The sequence below is a fragment of the Psychrobacter sp. 1Y4 genome (assembly GCF_051847555.1).
Window position 1 is genome coordinate 1 of the sequence record NZ_JBPYDE010000109.1, and the last position, 1,174, is coordinate 1,174.

The following is a 1,174-nucleotide window of genomic DNA, read 5'->3' on the forward strand; positions in this document are numbered from 1 at the left end:
AGTATTAATCCAATGGCAGGTACGCTGGCGTCAAAATCACGGCTGAGTCGTGAGGCACGGCGCACGGTTGTCAGCTGATAGCCAGTGAATTGCTCACGTTCTGGCACATCGTATTCAATAATACTTTCTTCAATCAATTCGATGACCCATTGGCGCTCTTGGCCACAAGCAGAGACAAGCTCATCTAAGCTCATAATGATATCGGTAAATTCAGGCGAGTGGTTCATAGCTATTATCCTCGTTTTCTCTTTATTTCATCCTTGGTGCATTCATCTCTATGGTTCATGACTGACTATAATGATGAATGTCGACCATCAAGCGCATGGATTAACGGTTGATAGTGGTGTCGGCAAAGGCTTGCTTGAGCTGCTCATAAGCCTGTCTTGCCGCATCGCTACTGACATCAGGGTTAATGATATTTAAGGTTAAGTACAAATCGCCCGCTTGCTTGGCAGGGATACCTTTGCCCTTTAGACGTAGATTGCTACCCGACTTACTGTTTTTGGGAATAGTCACACCAAGCGTGCCAGCTGGCGTGCTGACATTGATTTTTTCACCCAGTGCGGCTTCCCATGGTGCGATATTGACAGTCTGGTAAACGTCTGCGCCCTCTATACGAATATTGGCATCATGGCGAATTTTAACTTTTAAGAACAAGTCACCATTTTTGCCATTACTACTGCCAGCAGCGCCTTGCCCGCTCAAGCGAATTTGCTTACCATCGGTGATGCCTTTTGGAATTTTGATTTTGAGCGTCTTATTGTCGTAGCTCACCTCACCATTAGGCTGACGCACAGGAACGTTTAGCTTGATGCTATAGTCGTCACCTTGATAAACCGAAGAGAGATCAACCGTAATCTCTGAATGTGGATCCTGACCTTGGCTGTTTTGTGCACCAAACCCACCACCGAATTGATCAAAGCCACTACTTTGAGAGCGACCACCTGCCTGTCCACTAGCCGACCCACGGGCACCGCGACCAAACGCTGAGAAGATATCATCGAAGCGAAAGCCACCTTCGCCAAACGCTTCACCATCACCGAACTGACCTTTGATGTCTTCCCAACGAAAGCCGCCTTGGCCTGCACCAGCCTGTCCACCAAAACCACCCGCGCCACTTTGTCCTGCAAATGGGTTGTTCAACATCGCATCGTATTCAGCACGCTTGTCTTCA

At 48.0% G+C, this 1,174-nt stretch carries 2 protein-coding genes; both read right to left on the reverse strand.

Annotated elements, in window-relative coordinates; all coding sequences use genetic code 11:
- On the reverse strand, positions 1 to 227 hold a 227-nt coding region (locus tag ACS8FC_RS14565), incomplete at its 3' end, for a chaperone modulator CbpM (protein WP_439297289.1).
- A 100-nt stretch (positions 228 to 327) separates the two neighbouring features.
- Positions 328 to 1,174, reverse strand: an 847-nt coding sequence (locus ACS8FC_RS14570; protein WP_439297290.1) for a DnaJ C-terminal domain-containing protein, incomplete at its 5' end; no start/stop codon positions are given.